Origin of the sequence: Micromonospora sp. BL4, from assembly GCF_003667505.1 — a bacterium.
Taxonomy (GTDB): Bacteria; Actinomycetota; Actinomycetes; order Mycobacteriales; family Micromonosporaceae; genus Micromonospora.
Window position 1 is genome coordinate 1 of the sequence record NZ_RCVJ01000045.1, and the last position, 21,087, is coordinate 21,087.

Genomic DNA, 21,087 nt, shown 5'->3' on the forward strand with positions numbered 1-21,087 from the left:
GCGGGATCGTGCTGGATCCTGGATGTAGTGGTCACCTCGCCACCGGGAGGCCCCTCTTTCCAGGTTCGAGCGCGACCTTGCGCGCCGCGGAGCGCGGCTCGCGCGCCGAGCGCCGCCGCGGTCACGTGCCGGCGCGGATGTGCCGGCGGCAGCTTGCCGGGGGTACGGCGAGGGCCCCGCCCCCGACGATCCGAAGATCGCGGGGACGGGGCCCTTCGTCGTTCAGCGGGTCACTTACCGCCGGCGAGCTTCTCCCGCAGAGCGGCGAGCGCCTCGTCGGTGGCCAGGGTGCCGGCCGGCTCCTCGGCCTGCCGGCTCGGGGCCGGGCTGGACGAGGAGGTCGTGCCGCCGCCAGCGGCCGGGACGGCCGGAGTCGGGTTGGCAGCGGCCTCGGCGTCGGCGGCCCGGGAGGTCTGCACCTGCTTGGTGTGGGCCTCCCAGCGCAGACGAGCCTCGGCGTACTGGTTCTCCCAGGTCTCGCGCTGCTTGTCGTACCCCTCGAGCCACTCGCCCGTCTCCGGGTCGAAGCCCTCCGGGTAGATGTAGTTGCCCTCGGCGTCGTACGTCGCGGCCATGCCGTAGAGGGTCGGGTCGAAGTGCTCCTCGCCCTCGACGAAGCCCTCGTTGGCCTGCTTGAGCGACAGCGAGATCCGGCGGCGCTCCAGGTCGATGTCGATGACCTTGACCATGACCTCGGAGCCGACCTGGACGACCTGCTCCGGGATCTCCACGTGGCGCTCGGCCAGCTCGGAGATGTGGACCAGGCCCTCGATGCCGTCGTCCACCCGGACGAACGCGCCGAACGGCACCAGCTTGGTGACCTTACCCGGCACGATCTGCTGGATCGCGTGGGTGCGGGCGAACTGCCGCCACGGGTCCTCCTGCGTCGCCTTCAGCGACAGCGAGACCCGCTCGCGGTCCAGGTCGACGTCCAGGACCTCGACCTCGACCTCCTGGCCCACCTCGACAACCTCGGACGGGTGGTCGATGTGCTTCCAGGACAGCTCGGAGACGTGCACCAGACCGTCGACGCCGCCGAGGTCCACGAACGCGCCGAAGTTGACGATCGAGGACACGACGCCCTTGCGGACCTGGCCCTTCTGCAGCTTGTTGAGGAACTCGGTGCGCACCTCGGACTGCGTCTGCTCCAGCCAGGCCCGGCGGGACAGAACCACGTTGTTGCGGTTCTTGTCCAGCTCGATGATCTTGGCCTCGAGCTCCCGCCCGACGTACGGCTGCAGGTCGCGCACGCGCCGCATCTCGACCAGGGACGCGGGCAGGAAGCCGCGCAGCCCGATGTCGAGGATGAGGCCACCCTTGACCACCTCGATGACCGAGCCGCGGACGACACCGTCCTCGTCCTTGATCTTCTCGATCGTGCCCCAGGCCCGCTCGTACTGCGCCCGCTTCTTGGAGAGGATCAGACGACCCTCCTTGTCCTCCTTCTGGAGGACCAGGGCCTCGATGTGGTCACCAACCGTCACAACCTCGGCGGGGTCCACGTCGTGCTTGATCGACAACTCCCGAGAGGGGATGACACCCTCGGTCTTGTAGCCGATGTCGAGCAGGACCTCGTCCCGATCGACCTTGACGACGGTGCCTTCGACAATGTCGCCGTCGTTGAAGTACTTGATGGTCTCGTCGATCGCGGCGAGGAAAGCCTCCTCGGAACCGAGATCGTCGTGGGTGACCCGGGTGGCGCTCGAGGGGGCCTCGATGCTGCTCGTCATGTGGGCGGTTGCTCCGGTCGGTGGGTTGTCACAGCAGGCTGGTGTCGCGGTGACCTGTTCGCGCCAGCGGATCCGTCGCCGGGCACACCGAACGATCGCCTAGTGAGATCATGATGTGGCTCCGTCGACCGCGCACCTGCTCCCTGCCGAGGCAACGCGATCCGCGAGCGCATCGTCTAGCCTACCGTGCGCATTACCACAGCGTGCAAGCCCTCCCGGCTTCTCGCCGTGCGATGACCTGCGAAAGCCGAACAATCGCCCGGAAACCGCCCCTGCTGTCTCCTGCGTCACAGCAACCCCAGGGGCCCCGTCGGTCGCGCCGCCGAACGCCCCGCTTGATCGACTCGGTTTCCTGGAAGACGGCGCGTCCCACCGGCCCGGACACCACGACATCACGGAAACCGAGTCGATCAAGCGGCACCGCGCCACACGTCACTCAGATCCTGGACGCGCCGCCGTACGCGATGGGGTGGGTGGGGGCCTAGCGTGAGCGGGTGGATGACGACAGCCGGGTTACCCGGCGCCGGGTGGGTGACGCCGAGGCCCGGCGCGCCAACCGCGGCTGGTGGGACACCGACGCCGACGACTACCAGGCCGAGCACGGCGCGTTCCTCGGCGACGTGGACTTCGTCTGGTGCCCCGAGGGGCTGCGCGAGGCCGACGCCCGGCTGCTCGGCGACCTGTCCGGGCGGCGGGTGCTGGAGGTGGGCTGCGGGGCCGCGGCCGCCGCGCGCTGGCTGGCCACCCAGGGCGCCCGGCCGGTCGCCTTCGACCTGTCCGCCGGCATGTTGCGGCACGCCGCGGAGGCCGCCGACCGCACCGGGGTACGCGTACCGCTGGTGCAGGCCGACGCGCTCGCCCTGCCGTTCGCCGACCGGTCGTTCGACCTCGCCTGCACCGCGTTCGGCGCGATCCCGTTCGTGGACGACTCGGCGGCTCTGCTCGCCGAGGTGCACCGGGTGCTGCGCCCCGGCGGCCGGTGGGTCTTCTCGGTGACCCACCCGATGCGGTGGATCTTCCTCGACGACCCGGGCGAGGGCGGCCTGACGGCCGTGCACTCGTACTTCGACCGCTCCCCCTACGTGGAGCAGGACGAATCCGGCGCGGCCACCTACGTCGAGCAGCACCGCACCCTCGGTGACCGGGTCCGCGAGCTGGTCGGCACCGGATTCCGGCTGGTGGACCTGGTGGAGCCGGAGTGGCCGGAGGGGCACGAGGGAGTCTGGGGGCAGTGGAGTCCGCTACGTGGCCGGCTCTTCCCCGGCACCGCCATCTTCGTCACCGAGAAGCCCGCCGGATGACCGCGACGCACTCGCGGTGCGGCCTGCGCCACATCGATCGGCGGTAGGCTCGCCCCATGAGCGCGGAGCCCATCTCGACACCACCTGGCCCCTGGTGTCCGGACCCGATGCGGCAGCAGCGCGCCGACTACACGGTCGAGGATCTGCTCAAACTGCCGGATGACGCCCCCCGCGTCGAACTCGTCGATGGAGTCATCCAGGTGACACCCTCCCCCACCCTGGGCCACCAGGACATCTGCAGCCTGCTCTGGATGTGGCTACGCTCCCATGCCCCAGCCGACCTGCGTGCCGCTCAAGCCGTCGGTGTCGAGCTCACCGCCAACACCAGCCGCCAGCCCGATGTCCTGTTGCGCCGCGCCGAGGTGCCGTCCGACCGATCCATGCTGCGGCCGGCGGATGTCGTGCTCGCCGTGGAGATCGTTTCGCCGGGCACCCGGCGGGTCGACAGGTTCGCCAAGCCGGGCGAGTACGCCGCCGCCGGCATTCCCTTCTACTGGCGCGTCGAGCAGGATCCGGTGCATGTGTACGCGTACCGGATCGGCGACCGAATGGGGCCGGGCGGGGAGCGGCAGTACGAGCTGGTCACCGACGGCGCGAACGTGATCGAGTTGACCGAGCCGTTCGAGATCAAGCTGCCGATCGCCGAGATCACGCCATAGTTCGCCGATCCTGCCGGCCGTTTCGCTCCGGCGGTGTCGGGTAGCCGGAGCGTATGGCCGAGCAGAGGGATTTCCGCGAGGGTGACCACGTCTCCTGGGCCAGTCACAGCGGACGGGCGTACGGCGTGGTCAAGGAGAAGCTGACCGATCGGACGCACGTACGCGGGCACGCCGTGAACGCGACCGACGACGAGCCGCAGTACCGGATCCGCAACGACGACTCGGGCCGCGACGTGGCCCACCGGCCGGAGGTGCTGCGCCATGAGCAGGGGTGACGACGGCGGGGACACCTACCGGGAGTTCGCCGACGCGGTGAACATGAAGCCCGGCGAGCTGTCGAAGTGGCTGGAGAGCGACGAGTCGAAGCAGGTCGGCTGGCACAAGGGCGGTAGGTCCGGCGGCGGCGAGTCGGTGGGGCACGAGTCCGGTCGGAAGATCATCGACCTGTTGCGGCGCAAGCGCGGCGACCTGTCCGAGGGCGACTACAAGCACATGCGCAAGGTGGTCGGCTACGTCCGCCGGCACATGGCCCAGCGGCCCTCCGGCGACGTGAGCAGAACCAAGTGGCGCTGGTCGCTGATGAACTGGGGCCACGACCCTCTCAAGGGTCCGCTGCCGCCTCCGGGCGGTCCGTCCCGGCGCGCCCTCGACCGGCACGGCACACCGCCGAAGGAGCGTCGAGGACCCGGCCGCTGACCACCACTCCGACGCCACCACTTCAGCGCCACCACCCTGGCGCCACCACCTCAGCGCCACCACCCTGGCGCCACCACTCCAGCGCCACCACTCTGATCCACAACGCCGAACAGCCCGACCACAGAGACCCCGTCGGGGTTCCGGGGCAGCCCGACCCGCGCAGGGATCAAGCCTGACCGCCCGGAGCGGGTCGGGCTGCCCCGGAACCCCCACCACAAGCAACAGAAAATCAGTGGTCCGCGCTGTTCCAGTCCCGGCCTTCGCCGACCGACACCTCCAGCGGCACCGACAGCGGGTACGCCTCGCCCATCTCCCGCCGGACCAGCGCCTCCAACGCCTCGCGCTCACCCGGCGCGACCTCGAAGACCAACTCGTCGTGCACCTGCAACAGCATCCGCGAGCGCAGCCCGGCCTCGCCCAGCGCGGTGTCGACGTGCAGCATCGCCAGCTTGATGATGTCGGCCGCCGAGCCCTGGATGGGGGCGTTGAGCGCCATCCGCTCGGCGATGTCACGGCGCTGCCGGTTGTCGCTGACCAGGTCGGGCAGGTAGCGACGGCGGCCCAGGATGGTGGAGGTGTAGCCGTCCTGGCGGGCCCGGGCGACCACCTGCTGGAGGTAGTCGCGCACCCCGCCGAACCCGGCGAAGTAGTTCTCCATCAGCCCGCGCGCCTCTTCGGTGTTGATGCTGAGCTGCTGGGACAGGCCGAACGCGCTGAGCCCGTACGCCAGGCCGTAGTTCATCGCCTTGATCTTGCGGCGCTGGTCCGGGGTGACCTCGTCGACCGGCACTCCGAAGACCGACGAGGCGGTGGCCGCGTGGAAGTCGGCGCCGGAGTTAAACGCCTCGATCAGCGCGTCGTCCGAGGACAGGTGCGCCATGATGCGCATCTCGATCTGGCTGTAGTCGGCGGTCAGCAGGCACTCGTAGCCCTCACCCACCACGAACGCCCGGCGGATCCGCCGACCCTCCTCGGTGCGGATCGGGATGTTCTGCAGGTTGGGCTCGGTGGAGGAGAGCCGGCCGGTGGCCGCCACCGTCTGGTTGAAGGTGGTGTGGATCCGGCCGTCGTCGGAGACCGACTTGAGCAGACCGTCGACGGTCGACTTGAGTTTGGCCACGTCCCGGTGGCGCAGCAGGTGGGCCAGCACCGGATGCGGGTTCTGCGCGTAGAGCCACTGCAGGGCGTCCGCGTCGGTGGTGTAACCGGTCTTGATCTTCTTGGTCTTGGGCAGGCCTAGCTCGGTGAAGAGGATCTCCTGCAACTGCTTGGGCGAGCCGAGGTTGAACTCCCGGCCCACCGCCTCGTACGCGCCCTGCGCGGCGGCCTTCACCTCGGCGGCGAAATGCGCCTCCAGCTCGGACAGGTAGTGCGTGTCGGCGGCGATGCCGGTGCTCTCCATGCTGGCCAGCACCCGCATCAGGGGCAGCTCCACCCCGGCCATCAGCCGGGCGGACTGCTCGCCGTCGCGGGATAGCTCGGCGTCGATCGCGTCGGCCAGGTCGAGGGTGGCGCGGGCCTGGAGCATCAGGTTCTGCTCGACCACCCCTTCGTCGCCGAGGCCGTCGAGGGTGAGCTGGCCGGACTCCGGGACGTCCACCCGCAGCTCCCGGTGCAGGTAGCGCAGCGCCAGGTCGGTCAGGTCGTAGGACCGCTGGTCGGGGCGGGCCAGGTACGCGGCGATCTGGGTGTCCCGGACGATGCCGGCCAGCTGCCAGCCGTGCGCGGCGCAGGCCAGCACGGCCGGCTTGCTGTCGTGCAGCACCTTGGGGCGCTGCGCGTCGGCCAGCCAGGCGGCCAGGGCGCCCTCGTCGGTCGGGTCGAGCCCCGCCGGGTCGACCCAGGCCGCCGCGCCGCCGGCGGTGGCCAGCGCGAGACCGGTGATCGAGGCGGTGTGCCGGCGGTTGGGGCCGGTGTCGAGCTTGACCGCCAGCCCGACCGGGGTGCCGGTCGGGACGTGCGCGTCCAGCCAGCCGGTCAGCGCGCCGGGCTCGGTGAGCACCTCGCCGGCGAGGTCGAAGCCGGACTCGGCCTCCGGCTCGACCGCCTCCAGGTACTGGTAGAGACGGTCACGCAGGATGCGGAACTCCAGGGTGTCGAAGACCTGGTGCACCGCCTCCCGGTCCCAGCCAGCCCACCGGGTGTCCTCCGGGCGCAGCGGCAGCTCGAGGTCGGAGACCAGGCAGTTGATCTCGTAGTTGCGGATCACGTCGGCGAGCCGCTCGCGCAGGCTGTCGCCAGCCTTGCCCTTGATCTCGTCGGCCCGGGCGATCACGCCTTCCACCCCGCCGTACGTGGTGATCCACTTGGCGGCGGTCTTCGGGCCGACGCCCGGGATGCCGGGGAGGTTGTCGCTGGTCTCGCCGACCAGCGCGGCGAGGTCCCGGTACTGCTGGGGCGCGACGCCGTACTTCGCCTCGATCGCCGCCGGGTCCATCCGGGCCAGGTCGGAGACGCCCTTGCGCGGGTAGAGGACGGTGATCTGGTCGTCGACCAACTGGAACGCGTCGCGGTCACCGCTGCTGATCAGCACCGACATGCCCTGGTCGCGAGCCTGGCAGGCGAGCGTGGCGATCACGTCGTCGGCCTCGAAGCCCTCTTTCTCGACCACCGGGATCTGCAGCGCGGCCAGGACCTCCTTGACCAGGCTGACCTGGCCCTTGAAGTCGGTCGGGGTCTCGCTGCGGCCGGCCTTGTACTCCGCGTACTTGTCGGTGCGGAAGGACCGGCGGGAAACGTCGAAGGCCACCACGATGTGGGTGGGCTGCTCGTCGCGCAACACGTTGATCAGCATTGAGGTGAAGCCGTACACCGCGTTGGTCGGCTGCCCCGTCGTGGTGGAGAAGTTTTCCACCGGCAGGGCGAAGAAAGCCCGGTATGCCATGGAATGTCCGTCGACGAGAAGCAGGCGCGGTGTCGTAGCTGTCACGGCAGCGACTCTAGTCCGTCGCACCGACATCCCTGGCCCTCGGCACGGGGTGCCGCGACGCCGAACCGAACGCCGACGGCCGGCCACCCCGCGAGGGATGGCCGGCCGCCGGTCGGAATGGCTCAGGCCACGCCGAGGTACGCCTCCTTGACCGACGGATCGTGCAGCAGGTCCTGACCGGACCCCTCCTTCACGATCTGACCGGTCTCCAGCACGTAGCCGCGGTGCGCCCGGGAGAGCGCCTGCTGGGCGTTCTGCTCCACCAGCAGGATCGTGGTGCCCTGCTGGTTGATCTCCGTGATGATGTCGAAGATCTGCCGGATCACCAACGGGGCCAGACCCATCGACGGCTCGTCGAGCAGCAGCAGCTTCGGCCGGCTCATCAGCGCCCGACCGACCGCGAGCATCTGCTGCTCGCCGCCCGAGAGCGTGCCGCCGGCCTGCTTGCGCCGCTCGGCCAGCCGCGGGAAGAGGGTCAGCACCCGGTCCAGGTCGGCGGCGATGCCGGCGGAGTCCCGCCGGGTGTACGCCCCCATGTCCAGGTTCTCCATCACCGTCATGCCGGGGAAGATCTGCCGGCCCTCGGGTGACTGGCACAGGCCCCGGACCACCCGCAGGTCGGCCCGCAGCTTGCTGATGTCCTCGCCGTTGAACGTGATCTTTCCGCTGGCGAGCGACCGGGTCCCGGAGATGGCCCGCATGGTGGTGGTCTTACCGGCGCCGTTCGCGCCGATCAGGGCCACCACCTCACCCTCGTTGACGCTCAGGCTGATGCCGTGCAGCGCCTCGATCCGGCCGTACGCGACGGCGACGTTCTCAAGCTCAAGCAGCGTCATCGGCTGGCTCCCCCAGGTACGCGGCGATCACCTTCGGATCGCGGCTGACCTCCGCGGGCGCACCCTCGGCGATCTTGCGGCCGAACTCCAGCACCACGATCCGGTCGGTGACCCCCATGACCAGCCGCATGTCGTGCTCGATGAGCAGGACGGTCAGGCCCATGTCACGGATCTTGCGAATCAGGGTGAGGAGCTCCTCCTTCTCCGCCGGGTTGAAGCCGGCGGCCGGCTCGTCCAGGCAGATCAGCTTCGGCTCGGTGGCCAGCGCCCGGGCGATCTCCAAGCGACGCTGGTAGCCGTACGGCAGGTTGCGCGCCTCGTCGTTGGCCCGGTCGGCGATCCCGACGAAGCGCAGCAACTCGAGCGCCTTGGCCTCGGCGGCCCGCTCCTCCAGGACGTACCGGGAGAGCCCGAACATCCTGGCGCAGGACCGACGGATCTCCTGCCACGTCCGGGCGAGCCCGGACGTAGCCGTGACCTGCGGCAACTCGTGCGGCTTGGCCTTCAACCGGGGAATCCGGAACAGCGCACCCGGCACGCTCGTCTTGTGCCGGGAGTCCGTGCCGACCATGACGTTCTCCATCGCCGTCATCTCCGGGAAGAGACGGATGTTCTGGAACGTCCGGGAGATGCCGAGCTGGCTGATCTGGTGCGGCTTGCGACCGGTCACCTTCTGTCCGCGGAACCGGACCGCCCCGGAGGTCGGCTTGTACACCCCGGTCATCACGTTGAAGCTGGTGGTCTTACCGGCGCCGTTCGGGCCGATCAGACCGAGGATCTCGCCCTCGTAGATCTGGAAATTGATCTTGTCGAGGGCGACCACACCGCCGAAGCGGAGCGTGACGTCGTCGACCTCGAGCAGCACCGAGCGCGGGCCCGGCTGGGTCGGGATCTTCGGCGTCGCCGTGCTGGTGGTTTGGTCAGACATGAGCGGGCGCCTCCTCTGCCTCAGCCGCGCGGTCCTTCAACTCACGGGCACGCCGCCGGCTGGGGATCAGGCCCTGCGGACGCAGGATCATCACCAGCACCATGGCCAGACCGAAGACCAACCACCGGTAGTCGGCGAAGTCGCGGAACCGCTCCGGCAGGTACGCGAGCAGCACCGCGCCGAGCGAGACGCCGATCATGTTGCCGGAGCCGCCGACCACGACCATGGCGACGAAGAGGATGGAGAGGTTCGCGTTGAACTGGGTCGGGTCGATGAACGCGTTCCGGCTGCCGAACAGGAAGCCCGACAGGCCGCCGAGCGCCGCACCGATGGCGAACGCCCAGAGCTTGAACTTGAACGGGTACACACCCATCACGGCGGCGGCGTCCTCGTCCTCGCGGACCGCCAGCCACGCCCGGCCGACCCGGCTGCGCTCCAGCCGGCGAACCAGGAACACCATGATCAGCACGAAGGTGATCGCCAACCAGTACCAGGGCTTCGCGTCGATCAGGCCGAAGACCTTGTTGTCCGGCGACGGCGCGCCCTCCGGGCCGGGAATGGCCGAGATGCCGACCGGGCCGTTGGTCAGCCCGGTGGCGTTGCGGGCCACGATCCGGATGATCTCGCCGAAGCCCAGCGTCACGATGGCCAGGTAGTCACCGCGCAGCCGCAGCGTCGGCCAGCCCAGCAGCACCCCGGAGATCATCGTCAGCACGATCGCGATGAACAGGCAGATCGCCCAGGTCACCGCCCAGGTCGGCGGCAGGTTGAACTCCTGCTGGATCCACTTCACCACCGGCGAGTTCACCGAACCGAACAGCGCCACGCTGTACGCCCCGATGGCGAAGAAGCCGATGTAGCCCAGGTCGAGCAGGCCGGCGAGGCCGACCACCACGTTCAGGCCGATCGCGACCAGCACGTAGATGGCGCAGACGAAGAGCACGCCCGCCCAGTTGTTACCGCCCTCGATCGAGTCGGTACGCAACCAGGTCAGGCCCGGAATGCCGAGCAGCGGCAGGTAGTAGAGGAGCGCCACGAAGGCGGCCAGCCCGAGGGCCTGCTGCCACTTCGTCAGCGCCCGCCAGCGGTCGCCGACCGTGGTCAGCATGTTCACCCGGCGGCGATCAGCGGAGCGAATCTTGTCGATCATGCGCGGGCCCTCCCGAGCGACTCGCCCAACAGACCGGTCGGCCGGAACATCAGCACCACGATCAGCACCACGAAGGCGATGACGTCCTCCCAGTTGGACGCGAAGAGCGTGGCGCCGTAGACCTCGACGATGCCGAGGAAGAGGCCACCCAGCAGCGCGCCGCGCAGGTTACCGATGCCGCCCAGCACCGCGGCGGTGAACGCCTTGAGGCCGAGCACGAAGCCGATGCTGTTCTGGGTGAAGCCGAACCGCATGCTCCACAGCAGAGCGGCGGCGCCGGCCATGATCCCGCCGAGCACGAAGATCAGCATGATCACGCGTTCCTGGTTGACGCCCATCAGCGCGGCGGTCTCCGGGTTCTGGGCCACCGCCCGCACACCCCGGCCGTACCGGGTGCGGTTGATGAACCAGTCCAGCAGCGCCATCATCGCCACGGCCGCGACGAAGACGATCAGCTGGATGTTCGTGATCGCCGTGTTGCCGATGGTGAACAGGGTCTCCTGCTGGATGATCGTCGGCATACCGACGATCTGCCGGGGTCGACCGAACGCCTCCGGCAGCACGCCGCCGAGCAGCTTGGGCAGCACCTGGCCGAAGAGCTCCACGAAGACCAGCGACAGACCGATCGCGGTGATCAGGAAGATCAGCGGCGGCGCGTTCTTGCGCCGCAACGGCCGGTACGCGATCCGCTCCAGGGCCAGCGCCGTGCCGCCGGAGGCGGCCGCCGCCACGAGCAGACCGAGCACCAGGAACAGAATCGCCTGGCCGACAGGCGGGTTATTTTCCACCCCGAGCTGGTTCCAGAGGATCAGCACCGCGAAGGTACCGACCATGAACACCTCGGAGTGCGCAAAGTTGATCAGACGAAGGACGCCGTAAACGAGGGTGTAGCCGAGGGCGATCAGGGCGTAGATGGCGCCCTTGGAAAGGCCGTCGACCGTGTGCTGGCCGAGATGGCCGATCAGTTCATCGAAATGCACCGGGGGTCTCCTTGAATCGAGTGCGGCCGGGGTGAAACACCCCGGCCGCACTCCAGTGCCTGGGCGTCAGCTGAGCTTGAGCTCCTGCAGCGCCTCGATAGCAGTGCCCTTGATCTGGTAGGCCCAGATGACGACCTTCGTCGGGTCGACGTCACCCTTGGCATCGAACTTGATGTACTTCGACACGCCCTGCTTGTCGTACGCCTTCACGTACGCCAGGATGTCCGCCCGGCTCTTCTTGCCGTCCTTGAAGGCGTCCAGGTAGATCGTGGCGCCGTCGAAGCCCTCAGCACCGTAGGAGCCCGGCGGGATGCCGTACTCCTTCTGGTAGTCGGCGGAGAAGGTGCCGCCGGCCTTGTCGGCCGGGAGGCACGGGCAGGTGATGATGGCGCCCTCGGCGCCACCGGAGGCACCGGACGGGAACGCCGTGTCGTACAGACCGTCCGGGCCGACGAACTTGGCCTGGACACCGGCGGCACGCATCTGCTTCACCAGCGGAGCGGCCTCACGGGTGTAACCGCCGTAGAAGACGAAGTCCGCCTGCGCCGACTTGATCTTGGAGATGGTGGCGTCGAACTGCGCCTGCCGCTCCTGGATCTTGTCCTTGTTGACCACCAGCGGGCCGAGCTGCTTGCCCAGCTCCTCGGTGATGCCCGCGCCGTACGCGCTGGCGTCATCGATCATGAACACCTTCTTGGCGTTCTGCGTCTTCAGGTAGCTCGCCACCGCGCCGGCCTGCGTGCCGTCGTTGCCGACCACCCGGTAGAAGGACGTGTTGCCCTTCTGGGTCAGGTCGGTGCGGGTCGCCGACGGGCTGACCATCGCCAGGCCCGCGGCCTGGTAGATCGGCATCGTGGCGTCGGACTCACCGGAGAAGTGACCACCGATGACACCGAGGAACGAGTTGTCACCCGCGATCTGGTTCGCGAACGGGGTCGCCACCGCGGGGTCACCCTGGGTGTCGAACTCCTGCATGGTGACCTTGCAGTTCGGGTTCGCCGCGTTGAACTGCTTCACGGCGAGCTTCGCGCCGTTCAGCGACGGGATCACCAGACCCGCGTTGTCACCCGTGAACGCGCCGAAGATCGCGATCTTGCCACCGCAGTCACCAGACGCGGTCCCACCATCGCCGCCACCGGAATCCTGGCAACCAGCCGCGACCACCAGGGTCGCGGCGAGCGCAACGGTACCCAGCGCCCGTACATAGCTTCGCCTCACGGCTTCCTGACCTCCTCCAGATGCGGACGCGGCTGACCCGAAGCGACGGCGACAGCAGCAGACCCGCAATTCCACCCACCCCGCAGGGACTCCCCCTGCGTTACGGCTCGTGATGGCGGAGCGTACCGACACCGCACACCCTCCCGGAAGGCCTGAACGGGGGGTCTGCGAAACCGTTACGAAGACGTGCGCAATCCTGTCGATGTCCGTAACAGGTGAATCCGTCGGTCGGTCCTTAATCACGCGGCCGGTCGGAGCGCACCCGCACCGACCCGGACCACCACCTCCGGAACGAAAGACAGGTTGACCTGCGAAAACGCCCCGAAATCCCCGGCCCGGGGACCGGAGCGGAGCCGCAACCACCGGCACTCAGGCCCCGACGCCGCCCGCCCACCACAGAGCGGCCCGCGAGCCGTCGTCCGCCGCCAACCACCACCGGTCACCCACCGCCACCAGCGCCACGTCCCGATCGACCCCCGCCGGCACATCCAGCGGCATCGCGACCTCCCGCCACGACCCACCCCGATCCGCCGAGGCCCACACCGAATACCGCACACCGTCCGCCACGGCCGCGACCAGCTGATCCCCCGCCACGACCAGCGAGGCCACCGCCGGCACCCCGCCGACCAGCGCCACGCGCTGCAACTCCTCGTACTCCGGACCGCCCGGCAGCACCGTGCGCCGCCACGACCGCCCGTCCGGCGACGACCACACCGCCGGATCCCGGTCGATCCGGCCGGCCGGCAGCAGACCACCCACCGCCAGCCAGCCCGGCGGCGCCGCCACCGCATCGAACGCCCAGGTCACCCCGACCGCGTCGCTGGCCAGCTCCGGCGCGCCCTCCACCAGCGCGAACTCCGCCGCCGGCGGCGACGACACCCACGACGCCGCACCCGCCGAACGGTTGCCGACGATCAGCCAGCCCGGCGCGCCCGCCGCCAACCGGGACACGTTCACCGCCGTCGGCCCGCCGTACGTCTCGAACGACGCCTGCACCTCGCCCAGCGCGCCATCCGAGAGCTGCCGCCAGGTGCTGATCCGCGGATAGCCGTGCGCCCCACCGGTCTTCGCACCGATCACCGCCGCCTTACCGTCGCGGCAGGCCACCGACGAGAGCACGTTCTGCCGGCCGTAGAAGGAATCCGCACGCACCGGCACGACCGTCCAGCTCGTACCGTCCACGCTGGTCCAGGCCGCCGGACGGGTGCCGCCACCGGCGTCGGCGACACCACCGACCAGGAACCAGCGGCCCGCGCAGGCCGCCGCGTCCCGGAGCAACAGGCGGCCCGCGCCACCCGGCGGCGCCGGCAACGTCAGCGGCTGCCACCCCGGCCGGAGCGCCGGCGCGACGGCGACGGTCGGCCCGGCGCCGGTCGAGGCGCCGCCGGACGGCTCAGCTGAACCGTCGCAGCCGGAGACCAGCAGCGCGAAGAGGCCGAACACCGCGATCACCCGTCGGACGGTCACGGGTCGATGCTATTCCCCGAAGGCGCCGCGCGGCGGTCCCCGATCCCCGGGGTACGCCCGAAACCGACGATCCCGTCGCCACCGAAGAGCGGCGGCGATCAGACGGTCGGCTGGGTCACCTCGCCGCCGGCGGTCTCGGCGAGGATCCGCTCGGCGACCTCCTTCATGGTCATCCGGTGATCCATCGCCGTGCGCTGAATCCACTTGAACGCCTGCGGCTCGGTCATCCCGTACGTGGTCATCAGCGCGCCCTTGGCGCGCTCCACCGTCTTACGGATCTCCAGGCGGTCGGTCAGGCCGGCGACCTCCGCCTCCAGCGCGGCGACCTCCGAGTAGCGCGACAGCGCGATCTCCACCGCCGGGACCAGGTCGCTCTTCTGGAAGGGCTTCACCAGGTACGCCATCGCGCCGGCCGCCCGAGCCCGCTCCACCAGGTCACGCTGGCTGAACGCGGTCAGGATGATCACCGGGGCGATCCGGGCGCCGGCGATACGCTCGGCGGCGGCCAGCCCATCCATGATCGGCATCTTGATGTCGAGGATGACCAGGTCGGGCTTCAACTCCTCGGCGAGGCGGACGGCGGTCTCGCCGTCGCCGGCCTCCCCCACCACCTCGTAGCCCTCTTCGACCAGCATCTCGGCCAGGTCCAGCCGGATCAGCGCCTCGTCCTCGGCGATCAGCACCCGCCTGCGCTCGGCATCCGTCGGCGTCTCGGCCACCAGCCCTACCCCCACCAGTCAGAACCCGACACCCGCCCAGCCGGGTGTCACCGCCCTCAGCGTAGTGGGTATCCTGTCAGGGCCGAATCAGGGAAGCGCCCTCGTAGCCCAACTGGCAGCAGGCAATGCACTCAAACTGCATACAGTGTGGGTTCGAATCCCACCGAGGGCACCAAAAATCGTCGTACGGATACTCAAAGCTGTTTTCGTGCATCCACCTGAGATCCGCGCCCGTGCACGGCGGCTCCTCCTTGCCGGCGGCACCGTCGCAGACACCGCTCGTGCAGTCGGTCTGCCCTACCGGACCGTCTGGCACTGGGGCAACGACCGGCCCCAGGCGAAGCTACAGGGCACGCAACTTCGATGTTTCCGATGCCGCGACGGTGTCGACAGTCCGACAGACCCGGGCGCCTATGCCTACCTGCTCGGCCTGTACTTCGGCGACGGCCACCTGGTGACGACGGCGCGCGTGCCAGTCCTGCGCGTCTACTGCTCCGACGCGTGGCCCGGACTGATCGAGGCGTGCGACGTCGCCATGCGAGCCGTGCTCGCCGCGAAGGTCCAACGGGTGCAGAAGCAGGGCTGCGTCGGCGTGCAGAGTTACGGGAGCCATTGGCCGTGCCTGCTCCCCCAGCACGGGCCCGGCAAGAAGCACCAACGCCCGATCGTCCTCGCCGACTGGCAGCGGCCAATCATCGAAGGCCACCCCGGCGACTTTCTCCGTGGGCTGTTCCACTCGGATGGCTGCCGGTTCGCCAACCGCGTGACCGTCCGCGGCAAGGACTACGTTTACCCGCGCTACATGTTCACCAACGAGTCGACCGACATCATGGGCCTCTGCCAGTGGGCACTCGACCTGCTCGGCATCGCCTGGCGGATGAACCGGCGCAACTCGCTGTCGGTGGCGCGGCGCGAGGCGGTCGCCGAGCTGGACCGGCACGTCGGTCCGAAGTCCTGACCGCCGGTTTCGGCAGTCGGCAACCAACCAGTTGATCAGCTAGGGGTGGAACTGATGCGGGTGGTCATCTTCGGCGCGACCGGCATGGTCGGCCAGGGCGTGCTGCGTGAGTGTCTGCTCGCCGAGGACGTGCGGGAGGTGCTGACCGTGGGCCGGCGGCCGACCGGGCAGCGGCATCCCAAGCTGCGCGAGCTCACCGTGGCCGACGTCGGCGAGCTGGAGGCGGTGCGCGCCGAGCTGACCGGCGTCGACGCCTGCTTCTACTGCCTGGGCGTCTCCTCGCTGGGCCTCGACGAGGCCGCCTACACCCGGATCAGTTACGACTACCCCCTCGCGGCGGCGCGGCTGCTGGCCGAGGTGAGCCCGAGCGTCACGTTCATCTACGTCTCCGGCGTCGGCACCGACTCCACCGGGCGGGGCCGGGTGATGTGGGCGCGGGTCAAGGGGCGTACCGAGAACGCGGTCCTCGACCTGCTGCCCAACGGCTACGCCGCGCGGCCCGGTTTCATCCAGCCGACCCACGGAGTGGTGTCGAAGACCCGGGCGTACCGGATCGGGTACGCGATCACCCGCCCGCTCTTTCCGGTGTTGCGCCGGCTACTGCCGAACCAGGTCACCACCACCGACGGGCTGGGCCGGGCGATGCTACGGGTGGCTCGGCAGGGCTCCCCCCGGCGGGTGCTGGGCAACCGCGATCTGAGCTGAGCCGACCGGGGCGGTCAGCCGAGGATGGCGAGCGCCTGGGCGAGGTCGGCGCGTAGGTCCTCGGGGTCCTCCAGTCCGACCGAGAGGCGCAGCAGCGCGGCGTCGGGTTTCGCGTGGCCCTCGACGGGCCGGTGGGTGAGCGAGGCGGGGTGCTGGATCAGGGTGTCCACGCCGCCGAGGGACACCGCGTGGGTGATCAGCCGGCAGGCGCCGGCGACGGCGGCCGCGGCGGGCGCGCCGCCGCGTACCTCGAAGGCCAGCAGGCTGCCGGGTCCGGCCATCTGCCGGCCGACCAGCGCCGCCGGGTCGTGCACCGACGGGTGGTGCACGCGGTGTACGGCCGGGTGGTCGGCGAGCCAGCCGGCGAGTTTCTCGGCGGTGGCCTGCTGGGCGCGGACGCGCAGGGGCAGGGTCTGGAGGCCGCGGTGCAGCAGGTAGCCGCCGAGTGGGTGCAGGATCGCGCCGGTGACCGCGCGGACCTGGCGTAGTCGGGTGGCCCAGTCGGCGTCGCAGGCGACGACGCCGGCGAGGACGTCGCCGTGCCCGCCGATGCTCTTGGTGGCGCTGTGCAGCACGAGTGCGGCGCCGTGCCGGGCTGGTTGTTGCAGCACGGGGGTGGCGACGGTGTTGTCGACGAGCAGCGGGACGTCGCCGGCCGCGGTGGCGATGGCGGCGATGTCGACCAGGTCGAGGGTGGGGTTGGCCGGTGTCTCGACGATGACCAGGGCGGTGTCCGGGCGGATGGCGGCGGCGACCTCGTCGGGGCGGGCCCAGGTGACGGTGGTGCCGAGCAGCCCGGTGGCGAGCACGTGGTCGGTGCCGCCGTACAGCGGGCGGACGGCGACGATGTGTCGGTGGCCGTCGCGGGCGGCGGCGAGCAGGGTGGCGGTGAGCGCGGCCATGCCGCTGGCGAAGGCGACGGCCTGGGCGGTGCCTTCCAGTTCGGCGAGGGCGGTCTCGAAGCGGGCCACCGTCGGGTTCCACAGCCGTTGGTAGACGGCGCTGCCTTCGGCGGGAAGGAGGCCGCCGGTGGCGAGCTGCTCGTAGGCGTCTCCGCCGGCGTCGACCGAGGGCAGCGGGTTGGTGGTGGACAGGTCGATCGGCGGCACGTGGACGCCGAGCGCCCGCAGGTCATCGCGGCCGGCGTGTACGGCTGTCGTGTCCACCATCGTCATGCCGGTAGCGTCGAACATCCGCAGCGAACCAGGCAATGGCTCGGAAGATAATTCTGTCGCTGACCCTGGCTTCGTTTAAGGGTTCGGGCGAGGATGGCGGGATGCCCCCTGAGCCGAACGATGTGCGGCCGTATCCGGCCCTGGACGAGGTGGATCGCGCGATCCTGACCGAGTTGGCGGCGGACGGCCGGTTGCCGAACAACGCGCTCGCGGAGCGGGTGGGGGTGGCGCCCTCGACGTGCCTGACCCGTACCCGGTTGCTGCGCGAGCGCGGCGCGATCCGCGGGTTTCACGCCGAGGTCGACCCGGCGGCGCTGGGCCTGCCGTTGCAGGCGTTGGTGTCGGTGCGGCTGACGGCGCACGAGCGGGCGGCGGTGGACGCGTTCCGGGCCCGGTCGGTGCGGCTGCCCGGGGTGGTGTCGGTGTTCCACGTGGCCGGCGCGGAGGACTACGTGCTGCACGTGCGGGCCGCGTCCGGGGACGCGTTGCGGGACTTCGTGCTGGATCATCTCGCCGTGGATCCGGTGGTGCAGCACACCCAGACCAGCCTGATCTTCGAGCAGGCGCGCGGGATGGGCTGAGCGGCGACCGGAAAATGCCGGCCAAGCGGAACAAATCCGTCCGCTAACGGGTTGGCAGATCGTGTGATCACCGTACCGTTGTCTGTTCTTGATCTTGCTCCGGTCGCCAAGGGCACCACCGCCGGCGCCGCGCTGGAGGCCACCACCGAGTTGGCCCGGCGCACCGAGGAGCTGGGCTATCACCGTTTCTGGGTGGCCGAGCACCACAACATGCCGGCAATCGCCAGCTCCGCTCCGGCCGTGCTGCTCGCCCACCTGGCCGCGAACACCTCGACGATCCGGCTCGGGTCGGGCGGCGTGATGCTGCCCAACCACGCGCCGTTGGTGGTCGCCGAGCAGTTCGGCACCCTGGAGGCGTTGCACCCCGGCCGGATCGACCTGGGCATCGGCCGCGCGCCGGGCACCGACCAGGTGACCGCGCTGGCGCTGCGCCGCACCATGGAGGGGCTCTCCGCCGAGGGCTTCCCGCGTGAGCTGGCCGACCTGATGAACTACTTCAGCGGCGAGCGGCCGGGGCAGATCATCGCCACCCCGGGGCGGGGTGAGCAGCCGGCCGTGTGGCTGCTCGGCTCCAGCGGCTTCAGTGCACAACTGGCCGGCCTGCTCGGGCTGCCGTTCTCCTTCGCGCACCATTTCAGCTCGGCGAACACCCTGCCGGCGCTGGCGCTGTACCGGCAGAACTTCCGCCCGTCGCAGTGGCTGGACAAGCCGTACGCGATGGTGGCGGTCAACGCGGTGTGCGCGGAGACCGACGAGCGGGCCGAGTGGCTGGCCGGGCCGAGCGCACTGTCGTTCCTGAAGCTGCGCTCCGGCCGGCCGGAGCCCCTCTCCACGCCCGAGGAGGCGGCGGCGTACCCGTACAACGAGATCGAGCGTGAGTTCGTGGAGCAGCGCCGCGACGGTCAGGCGATGGGTTCGCCGGAGACGGTACGCCGGCAGTTGACCGACCTGATCGAGCGCACCGGCGCGGATGAGCTGATGCTGACCACGCTGGTCTACGACGTGCGGGACCGGGTGCGTTCGTACGAGCTGATCGCCGAGAAGGTGGCGGGCGGCCTGCACCGGACGGCGTGAAACACGATCTTCACGTCGACGTCACCCCGGCGACCCGGACGGTGCCTAACGTAGGTGCCGGTGGTGGTACGGCATCCCCGGTCGGGACGGGTCGGGGTATGCCGCGGTGTGGCGCACCGGGCCGCAGCTGAGCGGATTCCGCGACTGCGGCCCGGTGCCTGCCACCCCGGGCGACCCCACTCGGGGCCGCCCGGGGTCAGCTCAGCGTAGGTAGATGTTCGGGGTGGGCGGAGCGGCCATCTGGTCGCCGAGGAAGAACCCCGGATGCGGCGGCTGGTTGTAGGCGGTGTTCTGCCAGGCGATCGCCACCCGGTACTGCGGGTCGTGCATCAGTGTGTGGATCCGGATGCTGGTCGGGGTGGGCGTGCTGTAGATGCGCAACGCCCGGCTGTCGGTGGTCCGCCAGATCACCTCCTCGCGCCAGTCGCCGAGGATGTCGCCGGAGAGCGCCGGCGTGGACTTCGTGCCGTTGTTGGACGCCACTCCGCTGCCGGTGAGCAGCCGGGTTTCGCCGCCGGTGCCGTACTTGTCGATCTTCGTGCCGTCGAGCAACTCCCGCACCGGGTCGCCGTCCCACCAGGCGAGGAAGTTCGCCGACGACGGCTTGCGGCCGACGTTGCGCCCCCTGGTGTCGGCCAACCCGGCGACCGCCGACGACCACGACTCCGCGCCGGGGCTGCCCGCCCAGATGTCCGCGGAGACACCCCGGCCGTTGTCGCCCGAGGCCGGCGTGGACCAGAGGATCTGGCCGGTACGGGCGTCGGCGAACCAGGAGCTGGGCTTGCTGGCGTCCTCGTCGACCTTGAACACCTCCAGCCCGGATCGGCTCGGGTCGAGGTCGCCGACGTGCAGGGCGTCGCCGTGCCCGTTGCCGGTGGAGTAGAGCAGCCGGCCGTTGTCGTCGATCGTGGCGGCGCCGTAGACGATCTCCTGGCGGCCGTCGCCGTCGACGTCGGCGACGGAGAGCTGGTGGTTGCCCTGGCCGGCGGCGGCGCCGTTGCCGGAGGCGTTGGAGTCGAACGTCCAGCGCCTGCGTAGCGTGCCGTCGCGGAAGTCCCAGGCCGCGATGACCGCGCGGGTGTAGTAGCCCCGGGCCATGATCAGCGAGGGGCGCTGCCCGTCGAGGTACGCGGTGCCGGCGAGGAACCGGTCCACCCGGTTGCCGTACGAGTCGCCCCAGGACGACACGGTGCCGCGCGGCGGCTCGTAGGTGACGGTGGAGAGGACCGCGCCGGTGCGCCCGTCGAACATGGTCAGGTACTCCGGGCCGGCGAGGACGTAGCCGCTGGAGTTGCGGTGGTCCGCCGACGCGGAGCCGATCACCTGCCCGGTGCCGGAGCGGGTGCCGTCGGCGGTCTTCATGGCCACCTCGGCGCGCCCGTCGCCGTCGTAGTCGTACACCTGGAACTGGGTGTAGTGGGCGCCGGCGCGGATGTTGCGGCCCAGGTCGACGCGCCACAACCGGACGCCGGCGAGGGTGTACGCGTCGACGTACACGGTGCCGGTGTAGCCGGACTGGGAGTTGTCCTTGGCGTTCGACGGCTCCCACTTGAGCACGATCTCGTAGCTGTCGTCACCGTCGAGGTCGCCGACGGAGGCGTCGCTGGCGCTGTAGGTGTAGCTCTCCCCGGTGGGGGTGCTGCCTCCGGGCGGGACCTGCAACGGCACGTCCAGGTAGCCGCCGCCGAACTGCAGCGCCGGCGCCGAGGCGGCCTGCTCGGCGCCGCCCACCACGGCGCGCACGGTGTACGCCGAGCCGGCCGCCGCGCCGCTGTCGAGGTAGGTGGTGGCGCCGGTGATCGGGCTGGCGTTGACCCTGGTGGAACCCCGGTAGAGGTTGAACGCCACGCCGGAGGTCTCGGTGCCGAGCAACCGCCAGGAGACGAGGTTGCCGCTTCCGGAGCGGACGCTGATCAGCCCCCGGTTCAGGTTCTCCATCTGCACCGCCCCGGCCGAGGGTGGCGGCGCGGTGGTGGGGGGT

At 70.2% G+C, this 21,087-nt stretch carries 19 protein-coding genes and 1 tRNA gene; 9 read left to right on the top strand and 11 right to left on the bottom strand.

Annotated elements, in window-relative coordinates; all coding sequences use genetic code 11:
- Positions 1-230: 230 nt before the first annotated feature.
- Complete coding sequence (gene rpsA / locus EAD89_RS01785; protein WP_121655943.1) at positions 231-1,730, bottom strand: 30S ribosomal protein S1; 1,500 nt, start codon at positions 1,728-1,730, stop codon at positions 231-233.
- A 494-nt stretch (positions 1,731-2,224) separates the two neighbouring features.
- Between rpsA and EAD89_RS01790 the strand changes: the two genes are divergently transcribed.
- From EAD89_RS01790 to EAD89_RS01805, 4 genes are all read left to right on the top strand, one after another.
- Complete coding sequence (locus EAD89_RS01790; RefSeq protein ID WP_121674451.1) at positions 2,225-3,031, top strand: class I SAM-dependent methyltransferase; 807 nt, start codon at positions 2,225-2,227, stop codon at positions 3,029-3,031.
- A 107-nt stretch (positions 3,032-3,138) separates the two neighbouring features.
- Positions 3,139-3,690: a Uma2 family endonuclease gene (locus EAD89_RS01795; RefSeq protein WP_121655945.1), complete on the top strand. Its 552-nt coding sequence runs from the start codon at positions 3,139-3,141 to the stop codon at positions 3,688-3,690.
- A 53-nt stretch (positions 3,691-3,743) separates the two neighbouring features.
- The gene (locus EAD89_RS01800; protein WP_121655946.1) at positions 3,744-3,965 is read left to right on the top strand and encodes a DUF2945 domain-containing protein; all 222 of its coding nucleotides are present in this window, start codon (positions 3,744-3,746) and stop codon (positions 3,963-3,965) included.
- Positions 3,952-4,386 carry a DUF3140 domain-containing protein gene (locus EAD89_RS01805; protein ID WP_121655947.1) on the top strand — a complete coding sequence of 145 codons (435 nt, stop codon included), beginning with the start codon at positions 3,952-3,954 and terminating at the stop codon, positions 4,384-4,386. The genes EAD89_RS01800 and EAD89_RS01805 overlap by 14 nt, the downstream gene beginning before the upstream one ends.
- Positions 4,387-4,615: 229 nt before the next feature.
- Here EAD89_RS01805 and polA read toward each other — a convergent pair whose 3' ends face one another.
- From polA to EAD89_RS01845, 8 genes are all read right to left on the bottom strand, one after another.
- Complete coding sequence (gene polA / locus EAD89_RS01810; RefSeq protein ID WP_121674452.1) at positions 4,616-7,315, bottom strand: DNA polymerase I; 2,700 nt, start codon at positions 7,313-7,315, stop codon at positions 4,616-4,618.
- A gap of 122 nt (positions 7,316-7,437) precedes the next feature.
- Entirely contained in the window at positions 7,438-8,151 is a 714-nt protein-coding gene (locus EAD89_RS01815; protein ID WP_089019819.1) for an ABC transporter ATP-binding protein, read from the bottom strand.
- Complete coding sequence (locus tag EAD89_RS01820) at positions 8,138-9,079, bottom strand: ABC transporter ATP-binding protein (protein WP_121674453.1); 942 nt, start codon at positions 9,077-9,079, stop codon at positions 8,138-8,140. Before EAD89_RS01820 ends, EAD89_RS01815 begins: the two co-directional genes overlap by 14 nt.
- Positions 9,072-10,229 carry a branched-chain amino acid ABC transporter permease gene (locus tag EAD89_RS01825; RefSeq protein ID WP_121655950.1) on the bottom strand — a complete coding sequence of 386 codons (1,158 nt, stop codon included), beginning with the start codon at positions 10,227-10,229 and terminating at the stop codon, positions 9,072-9,074. Before EAD89_RS01825 ends, EAD89_RS01820 begins: the two co-directional genes overlap by 8 nt.
- Positions 10,226-11,209 (bottom strand): branched-chain amino acid ABC transporter permease, encoded by a 984-nt coding sequence (locus EAD89_RS01830; RefSeq protein ID WP_121655951.1) that lies wholly within the window; start codon positions 11,207-11,209, stop codon positions 10,226-10,228. The genes EAD89_RS01825 and EAD89_RS01830 overlap by 4 nt, the downstream gene beginning before the upstream one ends.
- A 66-nt stretch (positions 11,210-11,275) precedes the next feature.
- A complete protein-coding gene (locus tag EAD89_RS01835; protein WP_121655952.1) occupies positions 11,276-12,427 on the bottom strand; it encodes a branched-chain amino acid ABC transporter substrate-binding protein in 1,152 nt (383 codons plus the stop codon).
- A 369-nt stretch (positions 12,428-12,796) separates the two neighbouring features.
- Positions 12,797-13,894: a hypothetical protein gene (locus tag EAD89_RS01840; protein ID WP_121674454.1), complete on the bottom strand. Its 1,098-nt coding sequence runs from the start codon at positions 13,892-13,894 to the stop codon at positions 12,797-12,799.
- A 98-nt stretch (positions 13,895-13,992) separates the two neighbouring features.
- Complete coding sequence (locus EAD89_RS01845; protein ID WP_074312885.1) at positions 13,993-14,613, bottom strand: ANTAR domain-containing response regulator; 621 nt, start codon at positions 14,611-14,613, stop codon at positions 13,993-13,995.
- Positions 14,614-14,710: 97 nt separating this feature from the next.
- Between EAD89_RS01845 and EAD89_RS01850 the strand changes: the two genes are divergently transcribed.
- From EAD89_RS01850 to EAD89_RS01860, 3 genes are all read left to right on the top strand, one after another.
- Positions 14,711-14,788 (top strand) — tRNA-Leu (locus tag EAD89_RS01850).
- A 33-nt stretch (positions 14,789-14,821) separates the two neighbouring features.
- Positions 14,822-15,571, top strand: coding sequence for a transcriptional regulator (locus EAD89_RS01855; RefSeq protein ID WP_121674455.1), 750 nt, complete (start codon positions 14,822-14,824; stop codon positions 15,569-15,571).
- Between the two features lie 54 nt (positions 15,572-15,625).
- Complete coding sequence (locus EAD89_RS01860) at positions 15,626-16,276, top strand: NAD-dependent epimerase/dehydratase family protein (protein ID WP_121674456.1); 651 nt, start codon at positions 15,626-15,628, stop codon at positions 16,274-16,276.
- Positions 16,277-16,290: 14 nt separating this feature from the next.
- On the opposite strand, the gene EAD89_RS01865 is transcribed toward EAD89_RS01860, so the two are convergent.
- The gene (locus EAD89_RS01865; protein ID WP_121674457.1) at positions 16,291-17,469 is read right to left on the bottom strand and encodes a PLP-dependent aspartate aminotransferase family protein; all 1,179 of its coding nucleotides are present in this window, start codon (positions 17,467-17,469) and stop codon (positions 16,291-16,293) included.
- An 83-nt stretch (positions 17,470-17,552) separates the two neighbouring features.
- Here EAD89_RS01865 and EAD89_RS01870 point away from each other — a divergent pair, with 83 nt between their 5' ends.
- A complete protein-coding gene (locus EAD89_RS01870; RefSeq protein ID WP_121674458.1) occupies positions 17,553-18,032 on the top strand; it encodes an Lrp/AsnC family transcriptional regulator in 480 nt (159 codons plus the stop codon).
- A gap of 51 nt (positions 18,033-18,083) precedes the next feature.
- Positions 18,084-19,106: an LLM class flavin-dependent oxidoreductase gene (locus EAD89_RS01875; protein WP_121674459.1), complete on the top strand. Its 1,023-nt coding sequence runs from the start codon at positions 18,084-18,086 to the stop codon at positions 19,104-19,106.
- A gap of 201 nt (positions 19,107-19,307) precedes the next feature.
- Here EAD89_RS01875 and EAD89_RS01880 read toward each other — a convergent pair.
- Positions 19,308-21,087: rhamnogalacturonan lyase (locus tag EAD89_RS01880; protein WP_147458729.1), on the bottom strand; the 1,780-nt coding region annotated here is incomplete at its 5' end.